The 21,583-nt window shown below is 59.8% G+C and carries 16 protein-coding genes and 3 tRNA genes; 8 read left to right on the top strand and 11 right to left on the bottom strand.

Annotated elements, in window-relative coordinates; all coding sequences use genetic code 11:
• Positions 1–15: 15 nt before the first annotated feature.
• Positions 16–774, bottom strand: a complete 759-nt coding sequence (locus AC07OF_RS20025) for a class I SAM-dependent methyltransferase (protein WP_038613021.1) — start codon at positions 772–774, stop codon at positions 16–18.
• 79 nt (positions 775–853) lie between these two features.
• On the opposite strand from AC07OF_RS20025, the gene gloB reads away from it, so the two are divergent.
• The 7 genes from gloB to AC07OF_RS19990 all read left to right on the top strand — a co-directional run bounded on the left by gloB (position 854) and on the right by AC07OF_RS19990 (position 10,672).
• Positions 854–1,633: a hydroxyacylglutathione hydrolase gene (gene gloB / locus AC07OF_RS20020; RefSeq protein WP_157193311.1), complete on the top strand. Its 780-nt coding sequence runs from the start codon at positions 854–856 to the stop codon at positions 1,631–1,633.
• A 99-nt stretch (positions 1,634–1,732) separates the two neighbouring features.
• Complete coding sequence (locus AC07OF_RS20015) at positions 1,733–3,154, top strand: transglycosylase SLT domain-containing protein (RefSeq protein WP_157193312.1); 1,422 nt, start codon at positions 1,733–1,735, stop codon at positions 3,152–3,154.
• 127 nt (positions 3,155–3,281) lie between these two features.
• Positions 3,282–5,111, top strand: coding sequence for an extracellular solute-binding protein (locus AC07OF_RS20010; protein WP_157194777.1), 1,830 nt, complete (start codon positions 3,282–3,284; stop codon positions 5,109–5,111).
• A complete protein-coding gene (locus AC07OF_RS20005) occupies positions 5,108–6,961 on the top strand; it encodes an extracellular solute-binding protein (protein ID WP_476445757.1) in 1,854 nt (617 codons plus the stop codon). Before AC07OF_RS20010 ends, AC07OF_RS20005 begins: the two co-directional genes overlap by 4 nt.
• A 1-nt stretch (position 6,962) precedes the next feature.
• The gene (locus AC07OF_RS20000) at positions 6,963–8,036 is read left to right on the top strand and encodes a microcin C ABC transporter permease YejB (RefSeq protein ID WP_038613031.1); all 1,074 of its coding nucleotides are present in this window, start codon (positions 6,963–6,965) and stop codon (positions 8,034–8,036) included.
• A gap of 1 nt (position 8,037) precedes the next feature.
• The gene (locus AC07OF_RS19995; RefSeq protein ID WP_157193314.1) at positions 8,038–9,057 is read left to right on the top strand and encodes an ABC transporter permease; all 1,020 of its coding nucleotides are present in this window, start codon (positions 8,038–8,040) and stop codon (positions 9,055–9,057) included.
• A gap of 1 nt (position 9,058) precedes the next feature.
• Positions 9,059–10,672, top strand: coding sequence for an ABC transporter ATP-binding protein (locus tag AC07OF_RS19990; RefSeq protein ID WP_157193315.1), 1,614 nt, complete (start codon positions 9,059–9,061; stop codon positions 10,670–10,672).
• A gap of 50 nt (positions 10,673–10,722) precedes the next feature.
• Here AC07OF_RS19990 and AC07OF_RS19985 read toward each other — a convergent pair whose 3' ends face one another.
• From AC07OF_RS19985 to AC07OF_RS19940, 10 genes are all read right to left on the bottom strand, one after another.
• Entirely contained in the window at positions 10,723–12,594 is a 1,872-nt protein-coding gene (locus AC07OF_RS19985) for a SurA N-terminal domain-containing protein (protein WP_476445758.1), read from the bottom strand.
• Between the two features lie 195 nt (positions 12,595–12,789).
• Positions 12,790–13,062 (bottom strand): HU family DNA-binding protein, encoded by a 273-nt coding sequence (locus AC07OF_RS19980; RefSeq protein ID WP_038613039.1) that lies wholly within the window; start codon positions 13,060–13,062, stop codon positions 12,790–12,792.
• A 148-nt stretch (positions 13,063–13,210) separates the two neighbouring features.
• Positions 13,211–15,607 (bottom strand): endopeptidase La, encoded by a 2,397-nt coding sequence (gene lon, locus AC07OF_RS19975; RefSeq protein ID WP_157193317.1) that lies wholly within the window; start codon positions 15,605–15,607, stop codon positions 13,211–13,213.
• A 150-nt stretch (positions 15,608–15,757) separates the two neighbouring features.
• Complete coding sequence (gene clpX, locus AC07OF_RS19970) at positions 15,758–17,041, bottom strand: ATP-dependent Clp protease ATP-binding subunit ClpX (RefSeq protein WP_038613042.1); 1,284 nt, start codon at positions 17,039–17,041, stop codon at positions 15,758–15,760.
• Positions 17,042–17,148: 107 nt separating this feature from the next.
• Positions 17,149–17,790 (bottom strand): ATP-dependent Clp endopeptidase proteolytic subunit ClpP, encoded by a 642-nt coding sequence (clpP, locus tag AC07OF_RS19965; protein ID WP_038613044.1) that lies wholly within the window; start codon positions 17,788–17,790, stop codon positions 17,149–17,151.
• 91 nt (positions 17,791–17,881) lie between these two features.
• Complete coding sequence (gene tig / locus AC07OF_RS19960; RefSeq protein ID WP_476445759.1) at positions 17,882–19,192, bottom strand: trigger factor; 1,311 nt, start codon at positions 19,190–19,192, stop codon at positions 17,882–17,884.
• A gap of 274 nt (positions 19,193–19,466) precedes the next feature.
• On the bottom strand, positions 19,467–19,769 hold the full coding sequence (locus tag AC07OF_RS19955) for a DUF6388 family protein (RefSeq protein WP_038613048.1): 303 nt from the start codon (positions 19,767–19,769) through the stop codon (positions 19,467–19,469).
• Positions 19,770–20,094: 325 nt separating this feature from the next.
• Positions 20,095–20,179, bottom strand: a tRNA-Leu gene (locus AC07OF_RS19950).
• A gap of 53 nt (positions 20,180–20,232) precedes the next feature.
• Positions 20,233–20,308: transfer RNA gene (locus tag AC07OF_RS19945), tRNA-His, on the bottom strand.
• A 41-nt stretch (positions 20,309–20,349) separates the two neighbouring features.
• Positions 20,350–20,426: transfer RNA gene (locus tag AC07OF_RS19940), tRNA-Arg, on the bottom strand.
• A gap of 285 nt (positions 20,427–20,711) precedes the next feature.
• On the opposite strand from AC07OF_RS19940, the gene folD reads away from it, so the two are divergent.
• Entirely contained in the window at positions 20,712–21,566 is an 855-nt protein-coding gene (folD, locus tag AC07OF_RS19935) for a bifunctional methylenetetrahydrofolate dehydrogenase/methenyltetrahydrofolate cyclohydrolase FolD (RefSeq protein ID WP_157193355.1), read from the top strand.
• The last annotated feature ends 17 nt before the right edge of the window (positions 21,567–21,583 follow it).

The raw sequence follows: 21,583 nt of genomic DNA, 5'->3' as shown, positions 1-21,583 counted from the left end.
TTGCAGGCCCGGAACTCAGGGTTCGGAATGGCGCCGGTTGACCTTGGCCATCGGCAATGGCAGCAGTTTGCCCATCGGTTCACGACGTTCCAGACGCAGTGGCCGCAGGCCGACCACCATTTTACGCGCCACCAGCAGGTAGACACCGCCACCCGCGCCTTGCCAGCCGCCGGCGACCCGCTCCCAGCCCGCCAGGCGCTGTTGCCAGGCCGGCGATGCGAGCGGCGGACGATAGCACCCGAAGCGGCGTTTCTCCAGCGCGAAGCCGAGCAGGTTCAGCCAGTCGCCGACCCGTGACGGGGAAATGCAGCGTGCCTTGCGCAGGGCATCATGGGCAAACACCCGACGCACACCCCAGCTGCTCCAGGGGTTGATACCGATGATCACCAGGTGCCCACCCGGACGCACGCTACTGGCGGCTTCACGCAGCAGGCCGTGGGGCGACAGACTGAAGTCCAGGCCATGCTGCAGCACCACCACATCGGCGGCGTGCTCGCTCAGCGGCCAGGCCTGTTCTTCGCAGACGATCTCAACCCCGGGCAACGGCGCGCCCAGACGCACGTTGCGTTGCACTTGCGGGGCCTTGGGCGGCGCTTCGGCACAAGGACCGTAGTGCACCAGATAGCCGCCGAAGTAGCGCCCCAGCTCTTCTTCGAGCAGGCGTTGTTCTTCATGCAGCATCAACTGCCCCAGGGGGCCGGCGAACCAGTCGCGGGCCAGGCTGATCAGCTCCAGCCACTGCGGATCGGCCTGGGCGAAGGCTTGATCGGTCATTGCAGTCTCCCTTGAAGGTTCTCGACAGCGTGCATAACTACTAAGATGCACCCATGTCCAACGTTTGGCGAATCGCACCATGATACAGATCGATGCCCTGCCCGCTTTCAGCGATAACTACATCTGGTTGTTACAGGATTCTGCCAACCAGCGCTGTGCGGTGGTCGACCCAGGCGATGCGGCACCGGTGCTGGCCTGGCTCGAGCGTCATCCGGGCTGGCAGCTGAGCGACATTCTGATCACCCATCACCATCACGACCACGTCGGTGGTGTCGAGCAGCTCAAGAAAGCCACCGCTGCGCGGGTTTGCGGCCCGGCCCACGAACGCATCCCGGGGCGTGACCTGGCCCTGGACGACGAAGCCAGCGTGCGCGTCCTGGGTCTGGATTTCCAGATCATTGCAGTACCTGGACATACCTTGGGACACATTGCTTATTATTGCGGGCAAACTGCCAGCCCGCTGCTGTTTTGTGGCGATACCCTGTTTGCGGCGGGCTGCGGTCGCCTGTTCGAGGGTACCGCCGAGCAGATGCACCATTCCCTCGAGCGCCTGGCGGCCCTGCCTGCCCAGACTCTGGTGTACTGCACCCACGAATACACCCTGAGCAATCTGCGTTTTGCCAGGGCAGTTGAACCCGATAACCAGCACATTGCCCAACGCTTCGACGACGTTACCCAACTGAGGGCGCACGATCGCATCACGTTGCCATCAACCTTGGCACTGGAAAAGCTGACCAACCCCTTTTTGCGTACTGCCGAAACATCCGTTAAAGAAAAATTAGACGAACGGAATACCCTGAAAAACCCCACTCCAAGTGCTGTTTTTGCTGGGTTGCGGGCTTGGAAGGACAGCTTCTAAACAGCCGCTGCTAGGTCCTGAAAGTTCTCAAAGGTTGACCACAGGGGGGCTGCTTTCTAGAATCGCCCGACATTTTTGCCCGGAACTTTGTCCCAGCCAATGTCGTCCAATAGCCGCAGAACCTTCAATTCCGTCGCCCTGACGCGCCTGGCCCAAGCCAGTGCGCTGGCCCTGGCCGCCACCCTGGTGGGCTGCCAGAGCACCCGTCAGCTTGACGAATCCGAGAGCGTTCGCGCGCACAACTACCAGGCGAGGATGAAGCAGAAACCGGTGTTCGTGCCGGTCAAACAGGCCGAGCAGGCACCTCAGGATGTCTGGGAGCGCATGCGCCAAGGCTTCGCCCTGCAGGACGACATGGCGGCCAACCCGCGCATCGAGCAGCAACGCCTGTGGTTCGCCAGCAATCCCTCGTTCCTGGAAACCGCCGGCGACCGAAGCAGCCTGTACATCCACTACATCGTCGAGCGCCTCGAAGAGCGCAACATGCCGCTTGAGCTGGCTTTGTTGCCGGCCATCGAAAGCGCCTACAACCCCATGGCCTATTCCCGGGCCCATGCGGTAGGTTTGTGGCAATTCATTCCGTCCACCGGTCGCCACTTCAACTTGCGCCAGACCCGTTTCTACGACGGCCGTCGCGACATCACCGCCTCGACCAACGCCGCACTGAACTACCTGAGCCGCCTGCACGACATGTTCAATGGCGACTGGTTGCTCGCCCTGGCCGCCTACAACGCCGGTGAAGGTACCGTCAGCCGGGCCATCGAGCGCAACGAGAGGCTCGGCCTGCCGACCGACTACTGGAACCTGCCTCTGCCTCAGGAAACCCGCAACTATGTGCCCAAGTTGCTGGCCCTGTCGCAAGTAGTAATGACGCCGCAGGCCTATGGCGTGAATCTCAACCCGATCGCCAACGAACCCTACTTCGAAGCCGTCGCCATCAATGACCGCCTGGACCTGTCGCGGGTCGCCGAGCTGGCCGATATCGACGAAGACGAGATGTTCCAGCTCAACCCGGCGTTCAAGAAACGCATGACTGTCGATGGTCCCAAGCAACTGCTGGTACCGACCGCCAAGGCGCAGTTGCTGACCGCCAGCCTGTCGAACATGAAGCCCGAAGAGCTGCTCTCGCTGCAGCCGAAAAAGGCCGTATTCGAAGCTGCACTGGCCGAGGCCGCACCGCGCACAACCACAACCCGCAACAGCCGTTACCGGGTCAAACGTGGCGACAGCCTGGGCAGCATCGCCAAGGCCAACAAGGTCAGCGTCAAAGACCTGCAGCGCTGGAACAAACTGTCTGGTCATGGCCTCAAGGCCGGACAGACGCTGGTCATGCAAAGCGCCCAGCCGGTGCAGGACAAGAACCAGAAAAAATCCACCCAGTACAAGGTCCGCAAAGGCGACTCGCTGTACCTGGTGGCCAAGCGTTTCAACGTCGAAATGCAGCACCTCAAGCGCTGGAATCCGCGTAGCGGCCATGCCCTCAAGCCAGGCCAGACCCTGACTGTTTACCTGCCACACTGAACACCAGGCTCCGCACTCTAGACCGGAGCCACACCGACCGTCCTGGCGGACCTCTTTTTCCAGCCGATACAAGCTGTTACTGTAGCTGGAACAAAGCCCAAGCCGCCTGGATCGGATCGCCGACTTGATACGTCCCCTCCTGTTGCTGTCAATCAGCCTGGTCTTGAGCTTTCCCGCGGGCGCAACAATCAGCGAAAGCCATGGTTACGCCCAGTTCGGCACGCTCAAGTATCCAGCCAAATTCACCCACTTCGACTGGGTCAATCCGCAAGCGCCCAAGGGCGGCACCTTGCGCGCCATGGCATTTGGCACGTTCGATACGCTCAACCCCTACACCTTCAAGGGTTCAAGCCCGGTCACCACTCCCAACTTCTTGCAGTACGGGGTAACCGAGCTGAATGAACCGCTGATGGTCGGCACCGGTCAGTACGACCCCTCGGGCGACGAGCCGACCTCAAGCTACGGCCTGATTGCAGGCTCCGTGGAATACAGCGAGGACCGCAGCTGGGTGGTGTTCAACCTGCGCCCGGAAGCGCGCTTTCATGACGGCCATCCCATCACGGCCAGCGACGTGGCTTTTTCCTATCGCACCCTGCTCAAGGAAGGTCACCCGATCTACCGTACCAACCTGCAGGAAGTGCAGCGGGTCGACATCCTCAACCCAAGGCGTATCCGCTTCGTGTTCAAGCGCGCCGGCAATCCGTTGCTGATCCTGCGCCTGGGCGAGATGCCGGTGCTGCCGGCACATTACTGGAAAAGCCGCGACTTCAAAGCCACCACCTTCGAGCCACCGCTGGGCAGTGGCCCCTACCGCATCACCCAGGTCCAGCCAGGGCGGCGCCTGGTGTTTGAGCGGGTCAAGGATTACTGGGGCAAGGACCTCGCGGTCAACCGCGGCAAATACAACTTCGCCCGGGTCGAGTATGAGTTCTACCGCGACAGCGCCGTGGCCTTCGAAGCGTTCAAAGCCGGCGAGTTCGATATTTACATCGAGCACCAGGCCAAGAACTGGGCCAATGGTTATAACTTCCCGGCGGTGCGCCGTGGCCAGGTGATCAAGGCGCAGATTCCACACAAGATCCCGACCCAGACCCAAGGCCTGTTCATGAACAGCCGCCGTGCAGCCTTCAGCGACGCAAGAGTCCGCCAGGCCCTGGGGCTGATGCTGGATTTCGAGTGGACCAACCGCGCCCTGTTCAGCAGTGCCTATCGCCGCGCCAGCAGCTACTACCCCAACAGCGAATTCGCGGCCAGTGGCCTGCCGGTAGGCAAAGAGTGGCTGCTACTTGCGCCCTATCGCGAGCAGTTGCCCGCTGCCTTGTTCACCGAGCCCTACAAAGTCAGCCACACCGACGGGCGCGGCATCAACCGCCAGACCCTGCGCCAGGCCCTCAACCTGCTCGGCCAGGCTGGCTGGAAACTCAATGGTCAGCGCCTGCTCGACAACAAAGGCAACCCGCTGAAGCTCGAGCTGCTGCTGGTCAATCCGAACCTGGAGCGGATCCTGCAACCTTATGTCGAAAATCTTGCCAGCATCGGCATCGATGCGCGCTTGCGCACCGTGGACCGGGCCCAGTACAAACAACGTCTGGACCAGTTCGACTTCGACATGATTCTGATGACCCTGAACCAGACCCTCAGCCCCGGCCTTGAACAATGGTTGTACTTTCACTCCAGCCAGGCCTCGACCAAAGGCAGCAAGAACTACGCTGGGGTCAAAGACCCGGTGGTCGATCACCTGCTCGACACCCTGCTCGCCGCCCAGAGCCGCGACGAACAAGTGGCAGCAGCACGGGCCCTGGACCGGGTGTTGCTGTGGCACTACTACATGATTCCCAACTGGTACCTGGACAATCACCGTCTGGCCTACCGTAACCGGTTCGCCTTCGTCACCACGCCGCCCTACACCCTGGGGCTCAACAGCTGGTGGATAAAGCCTTCGGAGAACGCCCAATGATGTCACTGCCCGGCCTGCGCCTGAAGGCCTTCGCCCTGCTGCTGGCCTGCTTCAGTTTCCAGGCACTGGCTGCCCCGCAACATGCCCTGACCCTGTACGACGAAGCACCGAAGTACCCGGCCGACTTCAAACACTTCGACTATGTCAACCCGGACGCCCCCAAAGGCGGCACTTTCCGCCAGGCTGGTTTTGGTGGCTTCGACAGCCTCAACCCGTTCATCAACAAGGGCGTCCCGGCCGATGACATCGGCCTGATCTACGACACCCTGATGACCCAGAGCCTGGACGAACCCTTCACCGAGTACGGCCTGGTGGCCGGCAAGATTGAAAAGGCACCGGACAACAGCTGGGTGCGCTTCTACCTGCGCCCGCAAGCACGCTTTCATGATGGCCACCCGATTCACGCCGAAGACGTGGTGTTCACCTTCAACACCCTGATCAAGAGTGGCGCGCCGCTGTTTCGTGGTTACTACGCCGATGTCGCCGAAGTGATCGCCGAAGACCCGCAGCGGGTGCTGTTCAAGTTCAAGCACAGCAACAACCGCGAACTGCCGTTGATCCTCGGGCAGTTGCCGGTACTGCCCAAGCACTGGTGGGAGGGGCGCGACTTCACCAAAGGCAACCTGGAGATTCCGCTGGGCAGCGGCCCGTACAAGGTCGCCGAGGTCAAGGCCGGACGCTCGGTCCGCTATGAGCGGGTCAAGGACTACTGGGGCAAGGACCTGGCGGTCAATCGCGGTTTTTACAACTTTGACGTGATGACCACCGATTATTACCGCGACAGTACGGTGTCTCTGGAAGCGTTGAAGGCCGGTCAGTTCGACTACCGCCTGGAAACGGCGGCGAAAAGCTGGGCCACCGCCTATGACGTGCCCGCCGTCCGGGAAAAGCGCCTGATCATGGAGGAGTTGCCCAATGGCAACCCGACCGGCATGCAAGGCTTCGTCTTCAACATCCGTCGCCCGGTGTTCCAGGATGTGCGGGTGCGCGAGGCCCTGAGCCTGCTGCTGGACTTCGAGTGGACCAACAAACAACTGTTCAACGGCGCCTACACCCGCACCGGCAGCTACTTCGAAAACTCCGAAATGGCGGCCAAAGGCTTGCCCTCGGCAGCCGAACTGAAACTTCTCGAACCGCTACGCGGCAAGATTCCCGAACAGGTCTTTACCCAGGCGTTTGCCAATCCGGTCACCGATGGCAGCGGCATGATCCGCGAACAACAGCGCAAGGCTTACAAACTGCTGCAGGAAGCCGGCTGGCGCATTGTCGATGACAAGATGGTGGACACCCAGGGCAAACCGGTGTCGATCGAGTTTCTCCTCGCCCAGACCGAGTTCGAGCGGATCCTGCTGCCGTTCAAGCGCAACCTGGCCGACCTCGGCATCGACCTGGTGATTCGCCGGGTCGACGTATCTCAGTACATCAATCGCCTGCGCTCACGTGATTTCGACATGATCGTCGGCGGCTATCCACAGTCCAACTCGCCCGGCAACGAGCAACGCGAATTCTGGCAGAGTGCCGCCGCCGACAACCCGGGCAGCCGCAACTTCATTGGCCTCAAGGATCCGGCTATCGACGTTCTGGTCGAAGACCTGATCAATGCCGACTCCCGGCAGAGCCTGATCGAAGCCTGCCGCGCCCTCGACCGGGTCCTGCAGTGGGGCTACTACGTGATCCCCAACTGGCACATCAAGACCTGGCGAGTTGCCTACTGGAACCACATTGGCCACCCGAAGGTATCGCCCAAGTACGACATCGGCATCAACACCTGGTGGATCAAGCCGGACGTAGAACCGGCCGTGCCGCTGAATCCAGCGCCAGATGCGCCACCGACCGCAGGGGCGCAATAACATGCTGGCGTACATTTTCCGGCGTTTACTGCTGATCATTCCGACCTTGCTGGGCATCCTGATCATCAACTTCGTGATCATCCAGGCCGCACCCGGCGGCCCGGTCGAGCAGATGATCGCCAAGCTCGAGGGCTTCGAGGGCGCGACCAGCCGCATCGCCGGTGGCGGTGCCGAAGTCTCGGTGGCTGGCTCCAACTACCGCGGCGCGCAAGGCCTGGACCCTGCCCTGATCAAGGAAATCGAAAAGATGTACGGTTTCGACAAGTCGGCGCCGGAACGTCTGTGGATCATGATCAACAACTACGCCCGCCTGGATTTCGGTGACAGCTTCTTCCGCGATGCCAAGGTCATCGACCTGATCATCGAAAAGATGCCGGTGTCGATTTCCCTGGGCCTGTGGAGCACCTTGATCATGTACCTGGTGTCGATTCCTCTGGGGATCGCCAAAGCCACCCGTCACGGCAGCCACTTCGACGTCTGGACCAGCTCGGCGATCATCGTCGGCTACGCAATTCCGGCGTTCCTCTTCGCGATCTTGCTGATCGTGGTGTTTGCCGGTGGCAGCTACCTTGACTGGTTCCCCCTGCGCGGCCTGACCTCGAACAACTTCGACGAACTCAGCACCACCGGCAAGATCCTCGACTATTTCTGGCACCTGGTCCTGCCGGTAACCGCGCTGGTGATCGGCAACTTCGCCACCATGACCCTGCTGACCAAGAACAGCTTCCTCGACGAGATCAACAAGCAATATGTGGTCACTGCCAAAGCCAAAGGGCTGAGCCCGAACCGGGTGCTCTATGGCCACGTGTTCCGCAACGCCATGCTGCTGGTGATCGCCGGCTTCCCCTCGGCCTTCATCGGCATCTTCTTCACCGGCTCGCTGTTGATCGAGGTGATCTTCTCCCTCGACGGCCTGGGCCTGATGAGTTTCGAAGCGGCCATCAACCGTGACTACCCGGTAGTCTTCGGCACCCTGTTCATCTTCACCCTGCTCGGCCTGGTGGTGAAACTGATCGGCGACCTGACCTATACCCTGGTCGACCCCCGTATCGACTTCGACAGCCGGGAGCACTGAGATGACCTTGTCCCCTCTCAACCGTCGACGCTTCGAGCGTTTCAAGGCCAACCGCCGCGGCTGGTGGTCGCTGTGGCTGTTCCTGATCCTGTTCGGCCTGAGCCTGGGCGCCGAACTGATCGCCAACGACAAGCCCCTGGTCGTACGCTACGACGGCGAATGGTATTTCCCGGCACTCAAGCGCTACCCGGAAACCGCCTTTGGCGGCGAATTCCCGCTGGAGGCCAATTACAAGAGCCCCTACATCCGCGAGTTGCTGGCCGCCAAGGACAGCTGGGTACTCTGGGCGCCGATCCCATTCAGCTACCAGAGCATCAACTACGACCTCAAGGTGCCCGCTCCGGCGCCACCTTCGACCCAGAACTGGCTGGGCACCGACGATCAGGGCCGTGACGTGCTGGCTCGGGTGATCTACGGCTTCCGCATCTCGGTACTGTTCGCCCTGACCCTGACCATTCTCAGCTCGATCATCGGCGTGATAGCCGGCGCCCTGCAGGGCTTCTACGGCGGCTGGGTGGACCTGGCCGGGCAACGCTTCCTGGAAATCTGGTCGGGCCTGCCGGTGCTGTACCTGCTGATCATCCTTGCCAGCTTTGTGCAGCCCAACTTCTGGTGGCTGCTGGGGATCATGCTGCTGTTTTCCTGGATGAGCCTGGTCGATGTGGTGCGCGCCGAATTCCTGCGTGGCCGCAACCTGGAGTACGTTCGTGCGGCGCGCGCCCTGGGCATGCAGGACGGCCCGATCATGTTCCGCCACATCCTGCCCAACGCCATGATCTCGACCATGACCTTCATGCCCTTCATTCTCACCGGCGCCATCGGTACGCTGACCGCCCTGGACTTCCTCGGCTTCGGCCTGCCACCTGGCGCGCCATCGCTGGGCGAACTGGTGGCCCAGGGCAAGTCCAACCTGCAGGCGCCCTGGCTGGGCATCAGCGCCTTTGCCGTGCTGGCGCTGATGCTCAGCCTGCTGGTATTCATTGGCGAGTCCGCCCGCGACGCCTTCGACCCGAGGAAATGACATGAGCAATGAAACCTTGATCGAAGTGCGCAACCTGGCGGTCGAGTTCATCACCGGCGAGCAGAGCCAACGGGTGGTCGAAGGCATCAGCTTCGACATCCGCCGCGGCGAGACCCTGGCCCTGGTCGGTGAAAGCGGTTCAGGCAAGTCGGTGACCGCCCATTCGATCCTGCGCCTGTTGCCCTACCCGCTGGCGCGCCACCCATCCGGCACGATTCACTACGAAGGGCGCGACCTGCTGACCCTGGATGAAAAGCAGATGCGCCGTATTCGCGGCAACCGCATCGCGATGATCTTCCAGGAGCCGATGACCTCGCTCAACCCGCTGCACAACATCGAAAAGCAGATCAACGAGATCCTCCTGCTGCACAAGGGCCTGCGTGGCAAGGAGGCCACTGCGCGCACGCTGGAGCTGCTTGACCTGGTAGGCATCCCTGAGCCACACAAACGCCTCAAAGCCCTGCCACACGAGCTCTCAGGCGGCCAGCGGCAGCGGGTAATGATTGCCATGGCCCTGGCCAACGAGCCGGAGCTGCTGATTGCCGACGAGCCGACCACGGCGCTGGACGTCACCGTGCAGTTGAAGATTCTCGAATTGCTCAAGTCGCTGCAGGCGCGCCTGGGGATGGCCCTGTTGCTCATCAGTCATGACCTCAATCTGGTCAAGCGCATTGCTCACCGGGTGTGCGTGATGCAACGCGGCTGCATCGTCGAACAGGCCGACTGCGAGACTTTGTTCCACAGCCCGCAGCACCCGTACACGCAGATGCTGCTCGGCGCCGAGCCCAGCGGCGGTCCGGCCGGCAACCCGGCAGGCAAGCCGATGCTGGAGGTCGAAGACTTGCGCGTCTGGTTCCCGATCAAAAAAGGCCTGCTGCGGCGCACCGTCGATCACGTCAAGGCGGTGGACGGCATCAACTTCAGCCTGCCGCAGGGGCAAACCCTGGGAATCGTGGGCGAAAGCGGCTCGGGCAAATCCACCCTCGGCCTGGCGATCCTGCGTTTGCTCGGCAGCCAGGGTGCCATTCGCTTCCAGGGCACCGCGCTTGAAAACCTGAATCAACAACAGGTGCGTCCGCTACGCCGGCAGATGCAGGTGGTGTTCCAGGACCCGTTCGGCAGTCTCAGCCCGCGTATGTGCGTCAGCGACATCGTCGGCGAAGGCCTGCGTATTCATCGCATCGGTACCGCGGCCGAACAAGAGCAGGCAATCATCGCCGCCCTGCACGAAGTTGGCCTGGATCCCCAGGCTCGCCATCGCTACCCGCACGAGTTCTCCGGCGGCCAGCGCCAGCGTATCGCCATCGCCCGCGCACTGGTGTTGAAGCCGGCGCTGATCCTGCTGGACGAGCCGACCTCGGCGCTGGACCGGACAGTGCAACGCCAAGTGGTCGAGCTGTTGCGTTCACTGCAGAGCAAATACAACCTCACCTACCTGTTCATCAGCCATGACCTGGCGGTGGTCAAGGCGCTGAGCCATCAGTTGATGGTGGTCAAGCAGGGCAAGGTGGTGGAACAAGGTGCCGCGGCGGATATCTTCGCCGCACCGCAACATGCCTATACCCGACAGCTGCTGGAGGCAGCCTTTCTCGCCCCCGGGGGAGCCAGATGCTAAAAACAGAAAAGGCCGCATAAGCGGCCTTTTCTGTTTCTGGCGTGGATCACTCAATAGCGAGTGATGTCGGCCTTGGCTTCCAGCTGCTTGCGGTAAGCAGCGAAGTCCTGCTGGCCAGCACGCGAAGCGAGGAAGCGGCGGTATGCCGATTTCTCTTCATCGGTGGCCGCAGCGCCTTCGTTGACGCCATTGAGGCGCAATACAACCAGGCTACCGTCGTTGAGCGTCACGCTGCTGTAGACCGGCTTGTCCTTGGCCTCTGGCTTGGCCATACGGAACACTGCCTGCAGCTCGACCGGATCAATGCCCTCCTGGCTGCGCGAGACCGCTTCCTGGACCTTCCAGCTCTGACCTTCCTGGGTAGCACCCAGTGCGATGCTACCGTCACGCAGACCGGCGATCAGCTTGTCAGCCTTGGCTTTCAGGGCAGCGGTCGCCTGCTCTTTGGCCAGGTGCTTACGGATGCTGTCAGAGACCACGTCCAGCCCCAGTTGCTCAGGCTTGCGGTGTTCCTTGACGCGCAGGACCACGATGGTTTCCGGATCCAGTTCGATGGCAGTGCTGTTGGCACCCTCTTCCAGCACTTCAGTGCTGTAAGCGGCCTGGATCACGGCACGGTTGGCAGTGATGCCTTCGCCACCTTCACGACCGAAGGCCGCCGAGGTGTGAACCTTCAGACCCAGATCCTGAGCTGGCTGAGCCAGGTCGGACGCTTCGAATGCAGAGTCTTCCAGTTGCTTGGTCACTTCGACAAAGCGCTGCTCGACCTGCTGGGTCTTGAGTTCGCGGGTCAGCTTGTCTTTCAGGCTGGCGAAGCTCGGCACTTCAGGTGCCTGCACGTCCAGCAGCTTGATCAGATGGAAACCGTATTCGGTGCGCACCGGCACCGAAACCTGGTCTTTGTTCAGCGCATACAGCGCCTCTTCAAAGGCCGGGTCGTAAACGCCCTGCCCGGCATAACCGAGGTCACCGCCGTTGTTGGCCGAACCCGGGTCCTGGGAGAATTCCTTGGCCAGCGCGGCAAAGTCTTCACCTTTGGCCAGACGCTGCTGGATCTCTTCGATCTTCGCCTTGGCCTGCGCTTCGTTTACCTTGTCGTTGACTTCGATGAGGATGTGCGCGGCATGGCGCTGCTCGGCCAGGTTGGCGATTTCTTTCTCGTACAGTGCCTTGAGCTCGTCTTCGTCGACATTGACCTGATCGAAGAACGCCGACTTCTTCAGCTCGATGTAGTCAATGACCACCTGATCCGGGCTCATGAATTCTTTGGCGTGCTCATCGTAGTGCGCCTTGACCTGCTCGTCGGTCACCTTGACCGCAGCCGGATCGGCCTTGAAGGTCAGCGAAGCGAAGTCGCGGGTCTGCTTTTCCAGACGAGCGAAAGCATTGACCTGGTCATCGGTGACAAAACCGCTGCCGGCCAGGCCTGCGCGCAGTTGCCCAATGAGCATTTCCTGAGCCAGCATTTCGCGGAATTGCAGACGGCCGTAGCCCATCTGACGAATCACCTGGTCAAAACGCTCGGCACTGAACTTGCCATCAACCTGAAACTCAGGCGTTTGCAGGATCAACTGGTCAAGTGCAGCTTCGGAAAAGGCGAACTTGGCGTCTTCGGCGCCTTGCAGCAGCAACTTGCGGTCGATCAGCCCTTTGAGCGCCGCTTCACGCAGCATGTTCTCGTTGAGCAGCGACGGATCGAAATCCTTGCCCAGCTGTTGCATCAGCTGTCGGCGTTGCATGTCGACGGCCTGGCTCAGCTCGTTCTGGCTAATGGTTTGACCATTGACCTTGGCAGCGTCCTGGCTGTTGGTGGTGGCCTGGAAGATGGCATCGAAGCCGGTCAGTGCCATCAAGGCTACGATGACACCGATGATGGTCTTGGCAATCCAACCTTGTGAATTGTCCCTGATATTCTGCAGCATGCGTCCCCCAGAAACGGCTGTACTGAATGAAACAACCGTGGAGCGTGGGTAGATTCCTGATAGAAGAAAGGCGCATCCGAAGATGCGCCTTCTCGTAACCGACCGAACATCTGGTGCTTTTCAGCGTGTCCCGATGCTCAGCAGCCAAGCCAGGCATGAGCCAGGCTCGGTTAGGCGTAAGCCTGAAGGAAGGTCTTAGTTGACGGCTTCTTTCAGTGCCTTGCCAGCCTTGAAGCCTGGCTTCTTGGCAGCAGGGATTTCCAGAGTCTTGCCGGTTTGCGGGTTGCGGCCGGTGCGAGCTGGGCGATCGGTGACGGAGAAGGTACCGAAACCTACCAGTACCACGGAGTCACCTGCCTTCAGGGCGCCGGTGACGGATTCGATTACTGCGTCCAGCGCACGGCCAGCTACAGCTTTCGGGATGTCAGCAGATGCGGCGATAGCGTCAATCAGTTCCGACTTGTTCACTCTAAGTCCCCTTATATCTCTATTGAGTTTGTTTCTAAGTATGTAATGAAAAGCTAAACGAGCGCTGGGTGGCCTATTGACGCTTAGGCGCCGCTTTATAACAAGGGCCTGAAAATACTGTCAAGAAAGCCCCCCAGCCAAATACGTACTAATGCGTGCTAATTCTTTCCTTGGAATCGCTGTCGCGCTTTTCATCCTTGGCGACAATCTCGGGAGCCACATCTGGTAAGGGCTCCGGGGCGTATTGCAGCGCAATTTGGAGGACTTCGTCAATCCATTTGACCGGTTTAATCTGAAGATCCTGCTTAATATTCTCAGGAATTTCTTTCAAATCCCGCACATTCTCTTCAGGAATGATCACGGTCTTGATCCCACCACGGTGCGCGGCCAACAGTTTCTCTTTCAAACCACCGATGGCCAACACCTGTCCACGCAGGGTGATTTCACCGGTCATGGCAACATCTGCGCGTACCGGGATCTGGGTCAGGGCCGAGACCAGGGCGGTGCACATGCCGATACCGGCACTTGGACCATCCTTGGGCGTCGCGCCTTCGGGCATGTGGATGTGGGTGTCACGCTTCTCGTGGAAGTCGGCCGGGATACCCAGGCTTCTCGCCCGGCTACGGACAACCGTCTGCGCCGCGGTGATCGACTCGACCATGACATCGCCCAGGGAGCCGGTCTTGATCAACTGGCCTTTACCCGGAATCACCGCCGCTTCAATGGTCAGCAACTCACCACCGACCTGGGTCCAGGCCAGGCCAGTGACCTGCCCCACCTGATCCTGTTGCTCGGCCAGACCATAACGGAACTTGCGCACCCCGAGGAAGTGCTCCAGCTGCTCGCCAGTGACCTTCACAGCCACTTGCTTGAGGCCTGAGTGCTCCTTGACCACCTTGCGACAGACCTTGGCGATCTGGCGCTCCAGGCCCCGTACACCGGCTTCGCGGGTGTAGTAGCGGATGATGTCGCGAATCGCCGTGACGTCGACTTCCAGTTCGCCCTTTTTCAGGCCGTTAGCCTTGATCTGCTTGGGCGTCAGGTACTTCACCGCGATGTTGATCTTCTCGTCTTCGGTGTAACCCGGCAGACGGATAACTTCCATCCGGTCCAGCAGCGCTGGCGGGATGTTCATCGAGTTGGAGGTGCAGAGGAACATCACATCGGAGAGGTCGTAATCGACTTCCAGATAGTGATCGTTGAAGTTGTGGTTCTGCTCGGGATCGAGCACCTCAAGCAGCGCCGAGGCCGGATCGCCACGCATATCGCTGCCCATTTTGTCGATTTCATCGAGCAGGAACAGCGGGTTGCGCACACCGACCTTGGTCATTTTCTGAATCAGGCGACCCGGCATCGAACCGATGTAGGTACGCCGGTGACCACGAATCTCGGCTTCGTCACGCACGCCCCCCAGGGCCATGCGCACGAACTTGCGGTTGGTGGCACTGGCGATCGACTCGGCCAGGGAGGTCTTGCCCACCCCGGGAGGGCCGACCAGGCACAGCACCGGGCCACGGATCTTCTTCACCCGTTTCTGCACCGCGAGGTACTCAAGGATGCGCTCCTTGACCTCTTCCAGACCGTAATGGTCGGCATCGAGAATCTCTTCGGCCTTGGCCAGGTCCAGACGCACCTTGCTCTGGGCTTTCCACGGCACCTGCACCAGCCAGTCGAGGTAGGAACGTACCACGGTGGCCTCGGCAGACATCGGCGACATCTGTTTGAGCTTGTTCAGCTCGGCCTGAGCCTTGGCATAGGCATCTTTTGGCAGGCCAGCGGCGTCGAGGCGTTTTTTCAGCTCTTCGACTTCGTTATGACCTTCTTCACTGTCGCCCAGCTCCTTCTGAATGGCCTTCATCTGCTCATTCAGGTAGTACTCGCGCTGGCTGCGTTCCATTTGTTTCTTGACCCGGCCGCGGATGCGTTTTTCCACCTGCAGCAGGTCGATTTCAGCGTCCAGCAGCGCCATGACATGCTCGACACGGGTAGTCAGGTCGAGGATCTCGAGGATTTCCTGCTTTTGCTCGATCTTCAGCGCCATGTGCGCAGCCATGGTATCGACCAGGCGTCCTGGCTCGTCGATGCTGTTGAGCGACGAGAGGACTTCAGCCGGGACCTTTTTACCCAGCTGAACGTATTGTTCAAATTGTGACAACAAGCTACGAACGAAGACCTCAGACTCGCGCTCGGCGGTCTGCGACTCGTCGATCAACGAAACTTCGGCGCGGATATGGCCATCGACTTCGTTGAAACGCTCAACTGCACCGCGCTGCTCGCCCTCGACCAGGACCTTGACGGTGCCATCAGGCAGTTTCAGCAGTTGCAGAACAGTGGCAATGGTACCGACGCGGTACAGGGCGTCTTCGCCTGGATCGTCATCAGCGGGGTTCTTCTGGGCCAGCAGGAGAATCTGCTTCTCGCCCGTCATTGCGGCCTCGAGGGCTTCGATGGACTTCTCGCGCCCCACGAACAGTGGGATAACCATGTGCGGATAGACGACGACATCGCGCAATGGCAAAAGAGGCAAGTCGAGGGTGGTCTTCATGATTTCGCCTCTACAGCGGCCTTGTGGCCGGAAACCGGTGGAATTTGAGCGTGGGTTTAATGTGGGGGCAGCCCCGCAAAAAAACAAGCTCTACGACAGGAAAAGCAAAGGGGCCCGAAGGCCCCTTGCAGACTCGAGCCGTTTGGCGACTCAGACGTCGGGTGCAGCTTTGGCTTGCGGCTCGCTGTTCTCGTAGATCAGCAGCGGCTGCGAAGAGCCTTCGATGACGCTCTCGTCGATCACCACTTTGCTGACATCCTTCTGCGAAGGAATCTCATACATGGTGTCGAGCAGGATGCCTTCGAGGATCGAACGCAGGCCGCGGGCACCGGTTTTGCGCTCCAGGGCCTTGCGAGCCACGGATTTCAGCGCATCGCTGCGGAACTCCAGGTCTACGCCTTCCATCTCGAACAGCTTGGCGTACTGCTTGGTGAGGGCGTTCTTCGGCTCGGTGAGAATCTGCATCAAGGCAGCTTCGTCGAGCTCGTCGAGGGTCGCCAGCACCGGCAGACGGCCGACGAATTCCGGGATCAGACCGAACTTGACCAGATCGTCAGGCTCGACTTCACGCAGCGATTCACCCACCTTCTTGCCTTCCTGCTTGCTGCGCACTTCGGCACCGAAGCCGATACCGCCGCGGGTGGAACGGTTCTGAATGACCTTTTCCAGGCCCGAGAACGCGCCGCCGCAGATAAACAGGATGTTACGCGTGTCGACCTGCAGGAACTCCTGCTGCGGATGCTTGCGGCCACCTTGCGGCGGTACCGAGGCAACCGTGCCTTCGATCAACTTGAGCAGCGCCTGCTGCACGCCTTCGCCCGAGACATCACGGGTGATCGACGGGTTGTCCGACTTACGCGAGATCTTGTCGATTTCGTCGATGTAGACAATGCCCATCTGGGCCTTTTCCACGTCGTAGTCGCACTTTTGCAGCAGCTTTTGAATAATGTTCTCGACGTCTTCACCGACATAACCGGCTTCGGTCAGGGTGGTGGCATCGGCGATGGTGAACGGTACATTCAACAGACGCGCGAGGGTTTCGGCGAGCAGGGTTTTACCCGAGCCCGTCGGACCGATCAGCAGGATGTTACTCTTGCCGAGCTCGACATCGTCGTTCTTCTTGTCGCGTTGGTTCAGGCGCTTGTAGTGGTTGTACACCGCTACCGCCAGTACCTTTTTCGCACGCTCCTGACCAATGACATACTGGTCCAGGATGGTGCTGATTTCTTTCGGCGAAGGCAGTTTATGCGCGCTGCTTTCGGCCTGGGCTTCCTGCACCTCCTCGCGGATGATGTCGTTGCACAGGTCGACGCACTCGTCGCAGATAAATACCGAGGGGCCGGCAATCAACTTGCGCACTTCATGCTGGCTTTTGCCGCAGAAGGAGCAATAGAGCAATTTGCCGTTGTCCTCGCCGTTACGGGTGTCAGTCATTCGATCGATCCAATCCGGTAGGCTTGCAACACAAGATGAAGGCAATTGCGGGCTTTTTCAAGTCCACAGGTGGCGGGAAAGCCCAACCACCTGCTTTAGCGCCTTAATCAGACAGCCATTTGCCGCTTCTCGTGTACCGAGTCGATCAGACCGTACTCGGCAGCACGTTGCGCGCTCATGAAATTGTCGCGCTCGGTGTCACGCTTGATGGTTTCCAGCTCCTGACCGGTGTGATAGGCCAGCAGTTCGTTCAACCGCGACTTGATGGAGAGGATTTCCTTGGCGTGGATTTCGATATCCGTCGCCTGCCCCTGGAAACCGCCCAGTGGCTGGTGAATCATCACCCGCGAGTTCGGCAGGCAGTGACGCTTGCCCTTGGCACCGGCGGCGAGCAGGAAGGCACCCATGGAGCAGGCCTGACCGATGCAGGTGGTGGAGACGTCCGGCTTGATGAACTGCATGGTGTCGTAGATCGACATGCCTGCAGTCACCGAACCGCCCGGCGAGTTGATGTAGAGATGGATATCCTTGTCCGGGTTTTCCGCTTCAAGGAACAGCAATTGCGCCGCGATCAGGTTGGCCATGTAGTCCTCTACCGGGCCGACCAGGAAGATCACCCGCTCCTTCAGAAGGCGCGAGTAGATGTCATAGGCACGTTCGCCACGAGCGGATTGCTCGATAACCATCGGGACCAGGCCGCCTGCGGCCTGGATGTCAGAGCTCTGCTGATAATAAGAATTGCGGGACATGTCCTGCACTCACTCCCAAATAGTCATGTCTTGAATACGCACAAGCCAGCTCGAAGGCTGGCTTGTGGTGTTTTCCTACGAGAGAAGGAAATCAGTCAGCGGCAGGAGCCTGCACTGGCTTGATCGCTTCTTCGTACGAGACCGATTTGTCGGTCACAGTCGCTTTCTGCAGAACAGTATCCACAACTTGTTCTTCCAGCACAACCGAACGAACTTCGTTCAGTTGCTGGTCGTTCTTGTAGTACCAAGCTACAACCTGCTCAGGCTCCTGGTAGGCCGAGGCCATTTCCTGGATCATTTCGCGAACGCGGGCTTCGTCCGGCTTCAGCTCGTTCTGCTTGACCACTTCAGCAACGATCAGACCCAGCACGACGCGACGCTTGGCTTGCTCTTCGAACAGCTCGGCCGGCAGTTGCTCAGGCTTGATGTTGCCACCGAACTGCTGAACGGCTTGAACGCGCAGGCGGTTCACTTCGTTTTCCAGCAGGGCTTTTGGCACTTCGATCGGGTTGGCAGCCAGCAGGCCGTCCATTACCTGGTTCTTGACCTTGGTCTTGATGGCCTGACGCAGTTCACGCTCCATGTTCTTGCGAACTTCGGCGCGGAAACCTTCCAGGGAAGCTTCTTTGATGCCGAACTGGGCGAAGAACTCTTCGTTCAGCTCTGGCAGCTTAGGCTCGGAAACGCTGTTGACGGTAACGGTGAACTCGGCGGCTTTGCCAGCCAGGTCCAGGTTCTGGTAGTCCTCAGGGAAGGACAGGTTCAGAACGCGCTCTTCACCGGCTTTGGCGCCAACCAGACCTTCTTCGAAGCCTGGGATCATGCGGCCGGAACCCAGAACCAGCTGGGTGCCCTTGGCCGAACCACCGGCGAACACTTCACCGTCGACCTTGCCGACGAAATCGATGTTCAGCTGGTCTTCGTTCTGGGCAGCGCGATCAGTGGCTTCGAAACGAACGTTCTGCTTGCGCAGTACTTCCAGCATGTTGTCCAGGTCGGCGTCAGCCACTTCGGCACTCAGGCGCTCGACGGCGATCGAGTCGAAACCGGCAACGGTGAACTCAGGGAACACTTCGAAAGTGGCAACGTATTCCAGGTCACCGCCTTTCTCGAACGATTTTGGCTCGACGGCAGGGGCGCCAGCCGGGTTCAGCTTCTGCTCGACCACAGCTTCGTAGAAAGAAGCCTGGACCAGGTCGCCGAAGGCTTCCTGACGGGCAGCATCTTCATAACGCTGACGGATCACGCTCATCGGCACTTTGCCAGGACGGAAGCCTGGAACCTTGGCGCGACGGGCAGTCTGTTGCAGACGCTTGTTGACTTCGTTCTCGACGCGCTCTGCCGGAACGGCGATGGTCATGCGACGCTCGAGAGCAGAAGTATTTTCAACAGAAACTTGCATGGATATTCCTCGTTGCACAGACGTTAGCCGGCGATACCCGACTCCAGAATCAAGGGCAAGCATTCTAGTGGCTCAAAGACCAGAAGTCACCCCGTTCAAGACGACGGGAAAGTACGCCGGTCCATTTCATTTACAGCCCCCGGCAAAAACCTTGCCTTGGGACGCTCAAGACCCGCTGCTCAAGGCCTGGACGCCTCCTTCGATCATGGCGACGCGCCCAACCTCGAACAGCCAGAAATACTTGTCAAAACACTACAGGATCACGGCTCGGCGCTCAGGGCGCCGCATCGTCGATCTCGTTGATACTGCAATACTCTTCCCATTCCATGCCCAGCGCCTCAGCGACCTCCCGATGCACTTCCAGGCGCATGGCCTGAAGCTCTGCGTCGGAGCCGGCGATCAGTTGCAGGGTCAATTCCCAGGGCTCAAGCCCCTGCTCCTGCGCGGCATCTTCGAAGGCCCACTCGATCTGCTGTTGCTGCTCATGGGCGCTAAGCCCGGCAATTTCTTCGAGCAGTTGCGGATTGGCTGCGGCGAAACGCTGCAATGCGCTGGCCTGGCGTTCTTTTGAAATCATGTAGCTGTCCTCACTACCTTACCGTTGGCCACGGCCTCAACCGGCTGAAATCTATCAGCTTTTGAGTACTTGTCACCAGTGCACCGCAGCACCGGCGCAGCAAATGGAGCAATGGCATAGCATCCTGACGAAAGCCACGGGCGAGCCTGGAAAAGGGTAATACAGCTAAAAAGGTTTCAGGCAGGCGACGGATGCCCCGGCAAATGGACGCCGAGGCACAACAGAAAGACCACGCACTGGTTCAAGCCCGGAAACGAAAAAAGCCGCACAAGGCGGCTTTTTCGAGGCTTTCATGCACTTCAGCGAAGGGCGGTGAAAGCTTGGATGGTGCGGACGAAGAGACTCGAACTCTTACAGCTTGCGCCGCTGGAACCTAAATCCAGTGTGTCTACCAATTTCACCACGTCCGCGTGAAGCTTTTAAAGCAAAGGCGCCAGATTTTCATCGGGCGCCTTTTGGAATATGGGGTGGACGATGGGGATCGAACCCACGACAACAGGAGTCACAATCCTGTGCTCTACCAACTGAGCTACGCCCACCATATTGCATTTACCGCTTTACTTGTGCCTAAGCTGCCTATTGGCGCACCCGGCAGGACTCGAACCTGCGACCATCCGCTTAGAAGGCGGATGCTCTATCCAGCTGAGCTACGGGCGCATATTTAATCTGCTTTCTGTTACGATTACAAATTAACTTTTAGCCGTACCGAACAAGCTACCAAATCCGCTCATTCTGCCTGACCTTGCTAACCAGTGCTAGGCTCTGCCCGACAAGTGCGACGAATGTTATAGACGAGTGGTTAGGTCGTCAACTCTTTTTTGAAAAAAATTCATTTTATTTAAGGGCTTAGGGGAATAGCCGGACCAAGCGCCTTTGCCCTCGGCCCCCTTCATGCGAGAATGCGCGCTCTTTTTATTCCCTCTCGATGGTTAATCACGCGTCATGACTGCACACCTTATAGACGGCAAGGCGATCGCCGCCAGCCTGCGCCAGCAGATCGCCCAACGTGTTGTGGAGCGTCGCCAGCAAGGCCTGCGTACTCCAGGCCTGGCGGTGATCCTGGTCGGCACCGACCCCGCTTCTCAGGTCTATGTTTCGCACAAGCGCAAGGACTGTGAAGAAGTCGGCTTTATCTCCCAGGCATTCGACCTGCCCAGCGAGACCACCCAGCAGACCCTGACCGACCTGATCGATCGCCTCAATGATGATGCGAACATCGACGGCATCCTGCTGCAGTTGCCACTGCCGGCCCATCTGGACGCGTCGCTGCTGCTCGAGCGCATTCGCCCGGACAAGGATGTCGATGGTTTCCATCCTTATAACGTCGGCCGCCTGGCCCAGCGTATCCCGCTGCTGCGCCCGTGCACGCCGAAAGGCATCATGACCCTGCTGGAAAGCACCGGTCAGGATCTGTACGGCATGAACGCCGTGGTCGTCGGTGCTTCGAACATCGTCGGCCGGCCAATGGCCATGGAGCTGCTGCTGGCCGGCTGCACTGTTACCGTCACCCACCGTTTTACCAAGGACCTGGCCGGTCACGTTGGCCGCGCCGATCTGGTCGTGGTTGCCGCTGGCAAGCCGGGCCTGGTCAAAGGTGAGTGGATCAAGGAAGGCGCGATCGTCATCGACGTCGGTATCAACCGTCAGGAAGATGGCAAGCTGGTCGGCGACGTGGTCTACGAGACCGCCCTGCCCCGCGCCGGCTGGATCACGCCGGTGCCAGGTGGCGTCGGGCCGATGACCCGCGCCTGCCTGCTGGAGAACACCTTGTATGCGGCGGAAGAGCTGCATAAGTAAGGTTTGATCGCGGGATC

The sequence above is a fragment of the Pseudomonas sp. GW821-FHT10B02 genome (assembly GCF_059415665.1).
The sequence above is the reverse complement of the archived record's forward strand: the minus strand, read 5'-3'. Positions and strand labels throughout refer to the sequence as shown.

What these genes read in the sequence shown, in the direction of transcription:
- folD (WP_157193355.1), top strand. Translation starts at nt 20,712, where the DNA reads ATGACTGCACACCTTATAGACGGCAAGGCGATCGCCGCCAGCCTGCGC.
- clpX (WP_038613042.1), bottom strand. Translation starts at nt 17,041, where the DNA reads ATGACTGACACCCGTAACGGCGAGGACAACGGCAAATTGCTCTATTGC.
- AC07OF_RS20005 (WP_476445757.1), top strand. Translation starts at nt 5,108, where the DNA reads ATGATGTCACTGCCCGGCCTGCGCCTGAAGGCCTTCGCCCTGCTGCTG.
- AC07OF_RS20015 (WP_157193312.1), top strand. Translation starts at nt 1,733, where the DNA reads ATGTCGTCCAATAGCCGCAGAACCTTCAATTCCGTCGCCCTGACGCGC.
- clpP (WP_038613044.1), bottom strand. Translation starts at nt 17,790, where the DNA reads ATGTCCCGCAATTCTTATTATCAGCAGAGCTCTGACATCCAGGCCGCA.
- gloB (WP_157193311.1), top strand. Translation starts at nt 854, where the DNA reads ATGATACAGATCGATGCCCTGCCCGCTTTCAGCGATAACTACATCTGG.
- AC07OF_RS19955 (WP_038613048.1), bottom strand. Translation starts at nt 19,769, where the DNA reads ATGATTTCAAAAGAACGCCAGGCCAGCGCATTGCAGCGTTTCGCCGCA.
- AC07OF_RS20025 (WP_038613021.1), bottom strand. Translation starts at nt 774, where the DNA reads ATGACCGATCAAGCCTTCGCCCAGGCCGATCCGCAGTGGCTGGAGCTG.
- AC07OF_RS19985 (WP_476445758.1), bottom strand. Translation starts at nt 12,594, where the DNA reads ATGCTGCAGAATATCAGGGACAATTCACAAGGTTGGATTGCCAAGACC.
- AC07OF_RS19995 (WP_157193314.1), top strand. Translation starts at nt 8,038, where the DNA reads ATGACCTTGTCCCCTCTCAACCGTCGACGCTTCGAGCGTTTCAAGGCC.
- tig (WP_476445759.1), bottom strand. Translation starts at nt 19,192, where the DNA reads ATGCAAGTTTCTGTTGAAAATACTTCTGCTCTCGAGCGTCGCATGACC.
- lon (WP_157193317.1), bottom strand. Translation starts at nt 15,607, where the DNA reads ATGAAGACCACCCTCGACTTGCCTCTTTTGCCATTGCGCGATGTCGTC.
- AC07OF_RS20000 (WP_038613031.1), top strand. Translation starts at nt 6,963, where the DNA reads ATGCTGGCGTACATTTTCCGGCGTTTACTGCTGATCATTCCGACCTTG.
- AC07OF_RS19990 (WP_157193315.1), top strand. Translation starts at nt 9,059, where the DNA reads ATGAGCAATGAAACCTTGATCGAAGTGCGCAACCTGGCGGTCGAGTTC.